Origin of the sequence: Streptomyces sp. NPDC020742 (genome assembly GCF_040641675.1) — a bacterium.
GTDB lineage: Bacteria > Actinomycetota > Actinomycetes > Streptomycetales > Streptomycetaceae > Streptomyces.
On sequence record NZ_JBFAEA010000035.1, the window covers coordinates 54609 to 62729 of the forward strand.

Below are 8121 nucleotides of genomic sequence, written 5' to 3' on the forward strand. Positions count from 1 at the left end.
ATGCTGACCCCCACTCACCCCGGTCCGACGGGGCCCACCCGCTGCCCTCATCACCCCCGCGACCAGCGGACCGGTTGGGCAGCCCGCCGCGCGGGGACAGGTGGATCCGGGGCCCACGAGGGTCTCGGAGGCCATGGCGACGACGGAGCGGGCGATGTACACAAATAGCCTAGAGTCCCCCATTCGCCCCCGCCGCACCGCATCTGAGGACCCGTCACGGTGAGATGTACTCGTACCACTGCGCCCGAGCCACCGCCCACGCGGCTACGGTCATATGAGGGCGGCACAACGACGGCACGGACGGCGACGGCGGTAGAGGGGGCACAGGCGCGATGAGTCTCAGTGACGACGGCGGCTACGGCGGCGACGGCCACCGCGGCTCGGGGACGGGCCAGACACGGACCAGACTCCCCGACAACGAGGGCGACCTGTACGGCTCGGGACGCCGGCCCCGCGCCGGCATGTCCAGCCGCAACCTCGTCACCATCGTCGGCGTGATCGTCCTGCTGCTCGCGGCCATCGCCTTCGCCAACCGCGGCGGCAGCGGCAACAACGAGTCCCCCTCCGACGACTCCGCCAAGGATGCCGCCGCCGGCCCGGCCCGCCCCACGGCCCCCACCGGCACCAAGCCGGTCTCCGGCAAGAACGGCGGCATCGCCACGGGCTTCGCCAAGACCGAACAGGGGGCGCAGTCGGCGGCGGCGAACTACGTGGTGGCGCTGTCGAGTGACGGGATGTATACGGCGCAGCGGCGCGACGCGATCGTCAACTCCGTCTACACCCCCGCCGTAGCCGCGGCACGCAAGGGCAGCCTGCGCAAGGTCTACTCCGACCCGAAGTTCCTCGCCCAGGTCGGTCTCAAGCCGGACGGCGGCACCCCCAGCGGGATGACCTTCGTCTCCCGGGCCAATCCGGTCGGCACAAAGGCCGAGAAGTTCGACGGCACCACCGCCAAGGTCGCGGTTTGGTACTCCCAGTTGTTCGGCATGGCTGGCCAGGGCTCCCGGAATCCGGTCGCGGAGAGCTGGTACACGTCCACGATGGAGCTGCAGTGGGTGGACGGAGACTGGAAGGTCGCCGGCTTCAGCCAGAAGGCCGGCCCGGCTCCGGTCGGCGGCGACCAGTCCGCCGCGACTGCCAAGGACATGTCCAAGGCCGTCCTAGGCTTCGGAGGGTTCACTTATGCGAGGTAACAACCGACGCCGGGCCCTCACCGTCGCCTCGGCACTCACCGGCCTGCAGACGACGCTGGTGCTGCTCTCCGCCCGGGTCTTCGCCGCGCCATCCCCCAAGCCGACCGAGGGCGCGTGTGACCTCCTCCCGGACAAGGCCAAGGAGCTCTGCGAAAGGCGCAGCACCGACGGTGGTGGCGGCAGCACGCCCAATCCGGGCGGCCTGTCCGACTCCAACCCCCTGGACCCCCTCGACTCCCTGGCCAAAGGCTGCGCCAAAGCCGCCTCCTGGATCGTCGACAAGCTGTCCGACGCCGTGAACGCCACCTCCCAGGTGGACTTCACCAACGCGGCGTTCCTGCGCCAGTACGCCGTCGTCTTCGCCGCCTCCACCGTCCTCACCCTCGTGCTGTGGCTGCTGGCCGTCGCCAAGCGGGCGGTGCGCGGGGTGCGGCTGACCGAGGCGATCAGCGAGGCGGTTGGGTTCCTCTGGCTGACGGTGCTGGCCTCCGCGTTCACCCCGCTGATCCTCTACACCGTCGTCTCGGCGACGGACGGGGTCACCGAGATCATCGCCAAGGGGACGGGTTCACAGACCGATACGTTCTTCGGGGCGTTCTCCCAGGCGCTCACCAAGGGCACCGACATCGGCGGCGGCCCGATCATGCTGATCGTGGTGTCGCTGGTCTCCGTGCTGGCCGCCGGTGTGCTGTGGCTGGAGCTGGTGATCCGGGCCGCGCTGCTGTACGTCGGGGCGCTGCTGGGGACGGTCGTCTACGCCGGGCTGGTCGACAAGAACATGTGGGGCCACGTCCGCCGCTGGGCCGGGATCATGATCGCGGTGATCATGGTGAAACCAGTGATCGTGATCGTACTGGGCATCGCCGGCGCGCTGTCGTCCAACAAGGGGCCGAACGCCATCTCCGCCGTGGTCTCCGGGCTCGCGATCATCCTGCTGGCCATCTTCGCCAGTGCGGTGATCTACCGCTTCGTCCCCGGCTTCGGCGACGAGATCGCGGCGTCCCGCAACAACCGGATGAGCCGGGGCGCGGAGAACGCCGCCGCCGCGGTGCTCAGCTCCCCCGCCGCCCTGGTCTCGCAGGGCATCAAGACCCACAGCACCCGCAGCTCCGGCGGGGACGGCGGCGGCCAGCAGACCTCCGGCGGCCAGTCCCGGCCGGCCGACGCGGTCTCCGGCGGGGTCGCCGCGCACGGTTCCCGCGGGGGCAGTGGCGGCGCCCCCGCCACCCCGGCTCCCCGTACCAACCCCACCCCCGGCAGCGGCGCCCGCACCGGCAAGACAGCAGGAGGTGAAGGGCGTTGAGCACGCACCCCGCCCCGATCGCACCGCGCCGCACCTATCTGATCGGCCGCGCCCGGCCCAACGCGATCGTCGGCAAGAACCGCGAGACCGGCGAGATCGCGCTGATCATTGCGGGCGCGTTCCTCGGCATGATGTGCGGCCTGCTGGTGCCCGTGCTCCCGCTGCGGATCGTGACCCTCACCGGCTTCCCGATGCTCGGCCTCGCCGCGGTCTACGTGCCGTACAAGGGCCGTACGTTCTACCGCTGGTTCGAGATCCGCCGCAGCTTCCGCCGTACGGTCCGGCAGGGCGCCACCTACCGCTCCGCCGCCCAGGAGGCGGGCGTACGGCTGGACGGCCGCGAGGTGGAGATCGGCCCGCCGCCCGGCATCGGACGGATCAACTGGCTCTCCGCGCCGTTCGGTCCGGACGAGATCGCGGTGCTGCTGCACGCCGACCGCCGTACGGTCACCGCGGCCATCGAGATCGAGGGCCCCGGCGTCGGCCTGCGCGACAGCGAGGACCAGGAGGCCCTCGTCGACCGCTTCGGCACGCTGCTGAAGCACGTCGCCAACGGGGACGGCTTCGTCACCCGGCTGCAGATGCTGGCGCGCACCCTGCCCGCCGACCCGGACGCGCACGCCAAGGACGTCGCCCAGCGCGGCGACGCCACCTCCCCGGCCTGGCTGCGGGAGTCCTACGACCAGCTGCAGTCGATGGTCTCCACCTCCTCCGAGCAGCACCGCGCCTACCTGGTTGCGTGCATGCACTACACCCGCGAACTGGCCACCGAGGCGCACACCATGGCCCGGGCCGCCCGGATGCACCAGGGCGGGCTGCTGCGCAAGAAGGTCGACCGGGACGCCGGCCTGGCGGTGGTGATGGCCCGTGAGCTCACCGACATCTGCGCCCGGCTCGCCGAGGCCGACATCCGGGTGCGCCAGCCGCTGGGCCAGGCCCGGCTGGCCTCCCTGGTGCACTCGATGTACGACCCGGACCACCCCATCGACCACATCCAGGCGATGAGCAAGCGCAACGCCTGGCCCGCCGAGCTCGATGCGATGGAGCCGACGTACCTCCAGGCCAAGACGCGGGAGTCGACGACCCGCGCCCCCTGGTGCCACGCCACCGCCTGGGTCAAGGAGTGGCCGCTGACCCCGGTGGGCGTCAACTTCCTCGCCCCGCTCCTGGTGCACACCCCCGATGTGATCCGTACGGTCGCGGTGTGCATGGACCTGGAGCCCACCGAGGTCGCCATCGAGCGGATGCTGACGGAGAAGACCAACGACGACGCCGAGGCCAGCCGTGCGGCGAAGATGAACCGGGTGGTGGACCCGCGGGACGTGGCGCACCACGGCCGGGTCGACCAGCGCGGCGAGGACCTGGCGTCCGGCGCGGCCGGCGTCAACCTCGTCGGCTACCTCACGGTCTCCTCCCGCTCCCCCGAGGCGCTCGCCCGCGACAAGCGCACCATCCGCGCCTCGGCCGGCAAGTCCTACCTCAAGCTGGAGTGGTGCGACCGCGAGCACCACCGGGCGTTCGTCAACACCCTGCCGTTCGCGACCGGGATCCGCCGCTAAAGCCGCTGGGAGGCGCGTACGTCATGGCCATGCTCGATCCGATCGGAGCGCTCAGCGAGGCGTTCACCAGCTTCCTGTTCGGGAAGGTGGAGACCACCCGGCTGCCCGTACGCACCTCCACCGGCCAGGCCCAGGCGGTCTACCTGCCCACCGCGGCCCCCGGCCTCGGCGACTCCGGCGTGATCATCGGCCGTGAGGTCTACAGCGGCAAGGGCTACATCTACGACCCCTTCCAGCTGTACGGGCAGCAGCTGCCCGCCCCGCACTGGCTCGTCCTCGGCGAGTCCGGCAACGGCAAGTCCGCCCTGGAGAAGACCTACGTCCTGCGGCAGCTGCGGTTCCGCGACCGGCAGGTCGTCGTCCTGGACGCCCAGGGCGAGGACGGCGTCGGCGAGTGGAACCTCATCGCCGAGGAGCTGGGGATAACCCCCATCCGCCTGGACCCGACCGCCGCCCTCAACGGCGGCATCCGCCTCAACCCGCTCGACCCGTCGATCACCACGACCGGCCAGCTGGCCCTGCTCCGCACGATCATCGAGGTCGCGATGGGCCACGGCCTGGACGAGCGCTCCGGCTTCGCCCTCAAGGTCGCCCACGCCTACGTCAACGAGACCATCACCGACCGCCAGCCCGTCCTGACCGACATCGTCGAGCAACTGCGGCACCCGGAGGCCGAGTCGGCCGAGGCAATGAACGTCGACATAGACGACGTACGGGCCTGGGGCCTGGACGTCGCCCTGGTGCTCGACCGGCTCGTCGACGGTGACCTGCGCGGCATGTTCGACGGCCCGACATCGGCCGGCATCGACCTGGACGCCCCGCTGATCGTCTTCGACCTCTCGCACATCGACCGCAACTCCATCGCCATGCCGATCCTGATGGCCATCGTCGGCGTCTGGCTGGAACACACCTGGATCCGCCCCGACCGGAAGAAGCGGATCTTCCTGGTCGAGGAGGCCTGGCACATCATCAACTCGCCGTTCGTGGCGCAGCTCTTCCAGCGGCTGCTGAAGTTCGGCCGCCGGCTGGGGCTGTCCTTCGTGGCGGTCGTCCACCACCTGTCCGACGTGGTCGACGGGGCCGCCGCCCGGGAGGCCGCGGCGATCCTCAAGATGGCCTCGACCCGGACCATCTACGCCCAGAAGGCCGACGAGGCACGCGCCACCGGGCGGGTGCTGGGCCTGCCCCGTTGGGCCGTGGAGATCATTCCGACGCTCACACCCGGTATCGCGGTCTGGGACGTCAACGGCAACGTCCAGGTCGTCAAACACCTCATCACCGAGGCGGAGCGCCCGCTGGTCTTCACCGACCGGGCGATGACCGAGTCCTCCGCGATGCCGACCGACGAGGCGCGCTCCCTCGCGGCGGCGGCGGACGCGGAGGCCGAGGCGCGCGCCGAGGCCCTGGCGATGGAGCGCCGGTGGCGGGACGAGTCGAGCGAGACGGTGGCGTGAGGCGCGGATACCACGACGAACGACACGGCGGCCCCAGCTACCGCGAACCACGCGGCGGCCGGGGACGCGGCATCCCCGACTCCCTGCTGGTGGGCCTGCTCGCCTTCCTGCTGGGGCTGACGCTGCTGGTGTGGACGGCGACCGGCCTGGCCGGCCTGTTCGCGCACGGCGCCTGGCCCGAGCATGTGGACTACTCCGGTACGCCGCTGGCGCTGCGCCACCTGGTCTCCGCCCCACACGACATGGCGACGGCCTGGCCCGACACCCCCAAGGGCCAGCTCTCCGGCTACGGCCTGTTCTGGGGCATCCTCATCGGCGAGCTGATGGTGCTGCTGGTGCTGACCATCTTCGCCATGGGGACGGTGGCCCGGTACCGCGCCGTACGGGCCACCCGCCGGGCACAGGCCCGCCGGGACCGGGCGCACGCCCTGGACCCCGACCTCAAGGCGCCCCACACCACCCAGGAGCCGCCCGCGCCGGCCCCTGCCGCCGCCCGCACCGAGGACGCCCCGGCCACCCCTGCAACACCGGCCGCGGCACCGCCCTCCCCCGCGGTACCGGCGTCCGTCGCCCCGGCGCCGTCCGAGACCGCCGCCGCAGCCGCACCCGCCGCCGCGGCCACCGGCCCGGTCCCCGAACAGCGCACCGCCTCCCCGGCCGCCCCCGGCACCGAACCGGCCCTCCCCCGCATCCAGTTCGCCACCACCGGCCGGGCCGCCGCCCTCGCCGCCGCGGTCACCACCGCCACCGCGGCCCCGGGCCCGCTGATCGTCGCCACCACCGACCCGGCCCTCTGGTCCGAGACCAAGGACGCCCGCGCCAAGCTCGGCCCGCTGCTGACCTACGACCCGACGCACCGCCTCGACACCCCCGCCCGGCTGCGCTGGTCGCCCACCTCCGGCTGCGACGACCTCGCCACCGCCACCGCCCGCGCCACCGCCCTGCTGGCCCCCGTACGGCCCGCCGGTGCCCTGGCCTCGGCAGTCGCGGACGCCGCGCAGACCCTGCTGCGGTGCTGGTTGCACGCCGCCGCGGTGGACGGCCGTCCGTTCCGCCAGCTGCACCGCTGGGCGCACGCCGCCGGCGCCGCCCAGGAGCCCGTACGCATCCTCCGTACCAGCTCCAAGGCGTCCGCTGGCCAGGCCGGCGAGCTGGAGTCCGTGCTCACCGCCCACACCGAACGCCGGGAACTGGCCAAGGAGTTGGTCGGCCGCGCCCTGACGGCCCTCTCCTCCATCCATATCCGGGACGCCTGCAACCCACTTCGCACAGATTCAGCCCTCCTCGAATCATTCATCGATGAGGGGGGAACGCTCTACGTGGTAGGCGAACCCATCGAGGATCCGCGTACCGACCCGGGTGCGATGCCGTTGCTCACCGCACTCCTCTCGCACGTGGTCGAGCACGGCCGCCGCATGGCCGAACGGTCATCTGACGGTCGGCTCGACCCACCACTCACCCTCGTCCTGGACGACATCGCGGCGCTCGCCCCGCTGCCCGCCCTCCCCGACCTCCTGGAAACGGGCCGTGCCCGCGGGCTGCTGACCCTTGCCACCATGCGCTCCCAGGAACAGGCCCGGGCCCGCTGGCCGCACCGCTCCCTCCCGGTCTGAGCCGCTCCACCGGCCACGCCCCCGCATGTGCACGCCTCCGGGCACAGGAGCCCTGATCACAGAACGGGCCGGAGCGGGGCGGCCAACGGCGGGAATGATCCGACGGACCCTCACGTTGCCCCTGGGCCCGTCCACGTCACCACATGGGAGCATCGTGCCCGACACCACGCCCGCCACGTCCACCGTTCTCCCCTTACTCCCGGCCCTGAGCGCACAGGCCGAGCGTCTGGTCGAGCTGGGGGTGCACGAACTCGCAGGGCTCTCCGCCACCGAGCTCCGTGCCTTCGCCGCGGCAGCCGAGGCCCCGGCCGGCGGCGCCCTGCTCGCCGTCCACCCGGAACGCGCCCCTGCCTCCGCCCTCGCGCCGCTGCTCCGCCTCGACGACAAGTCGGGCTTCGTGGTCACCGACATGCCGGACGTCGACCTCTTCGCCCCGCTCGACACCGTCCCCCTGCCCGATGCCCCGCTCTACCTCCTCACCGGCCTCGACCGCGGCGACCACCTGGCCAACTGGACCCCCAACGAAGCGCTGCCGGCCCTCACCGCGGAGGCTCGCACCCCGTTGCTGCTCACCGAGGGCATCCACTGGGTGCTGCAGCAGCCCGCCGTCCTGGAACGCAACCACTGCTTCATGACCATCGGCTCCCGGCTCCGCAAGCCCAACGGCGCGCTCGACGCCCGCACCCCGGCGCTCTGGATCAGCAACGGCACCGGGCGGGACGGCCGCGAGCGCCGCAACGCCCCCAAGGTCGGCTGGTGCTGGGCCGGCAACCGGCACACCTGGCTGGGCTTCGCCTCCGCAACCAGCCGCCGGGGCCAGGAGCTTAAGGAGTAGCCCAGACGGGTGGAGGCCGCAGAGCCAAGTGATCGAGCCACGCAGCTGAAGCCCCATCGACTGGCCCCGGAACGCAGAAAAGCCCCGCACCATAAGGTGCGGGGCTTTCCCACAATGATTGTTCGGCGGCGTCCTACTCTCCCACAGGGTCCCCCCTGCAGTAC

6 protein-coding genes are annotated in these 8121 nt (G+C 72.0%); all 6 read left to right on the top strand.

The window, feature by feature from the left end; all coding sequences use genetic code 11:
- Positions 1-332: 332 nt before the first annotated feature.
- The 6 genes from AB0G84_RS33740 (at position 333) to AB0G84_RS33765 (ending at position 7957) form a co-directional block, all read left to right on the top strand.
- A complete protein-coding gene (locus tag AB0G84_RS33740; RefSeq protein ID WP_361329636.1) occupies positions 333-1193 on the top strand; it encodes a hypothetical protein in 861 nt (286 codons plus the stop codon).
- Positions 1183-2496: a hypothetical protein gene (locus AB0G84_RS33745; protein ID WP_361329639.1), complete on the top strand. Its 1314-nt coding sequence runs from the start codon at positions 1183-1185 to the stop codon at positions 2494-2496. Before AB0G84_RS33740 ends, AB0G84_RS33745 begins: the two co-directional genes overlap by 11 nt.
- The gene (locus AB0G84_RS33750; protein WP_361329642.1) at positions 2493-4055 is read left to right on the top strand and encodes an SCO6880 family protein; all 1563 of its coding nucleotides are present in this window, start codon (positions 2493-2495) and stop codon (positions 4053-4055) included. The genes AB0G84_RS33745 and AB0G84_RS33750 overlap by 4 nt, the downstream gene beginning before the upstream one ends.
- Positions 4056-4084: 29 nt before the next feature.
- Positions 4085-5509, top strand: a complete 1425-nt coding sequence (locus AB0G84_RS33755; protein ID WP_361329663.1) for an ATP-binding protein — start codon at positions 4085-4087, stop codon at positions 5507-5509.
- A complete protein-coding gene (locus tag AB0G84_RS33760; RefSeq protein ID WP_361329645.1) occupies positions 5506-7122 on the top strand; it encodes a type VI secretion protein in 1617 nt (538 codons plus the stop codon). Before AB0G84_RS33755 ends, AB0G84_RS33760 begins: the two co-directional genes overlap by 4 nt.
- A 154-nt stretch (positions 7123-7276) precedes the next feature.
- Positions 7277-7957: a DUF5701 family protein gene (locus tag AB0G84_RS33765; protein WP_361329648.1), complete on the top strand. Its 681-nt coding sequence runs from the start codon at positions 7277-7279 to the stop codon at positions 7955-7957.
- The last annotated feature ends 164 nt before the right edge of the window (positions 7958-8121 follow it).

What these genes read in the sequence shown, in the direction of transcription:
- AB0G84_RS33740 (WP_361329636.1), top strand. Translation starts at nt 333, where the DNA reads ATGAGTCTCAGTGACGACGGCGGCTACGGCGGCGACGGCCACCGCGGC.
- AB0G84_RS33745 (WP_361329639.1), top strand. Translation starts at nt 1,183, where the DNA reads ATGCGAGGTAACAACCGACGCCGGGCCCTCACCGTCGCCTCGGCACTC.
- AB0G84_RS33755 (WP_361329663.1), top strand. Translation starts at nt 4,085, where the DNA reads ATGCTCGATCCGATCGGAGCGCTCAGCGAGGCGTTCACCAGCTTCCTG.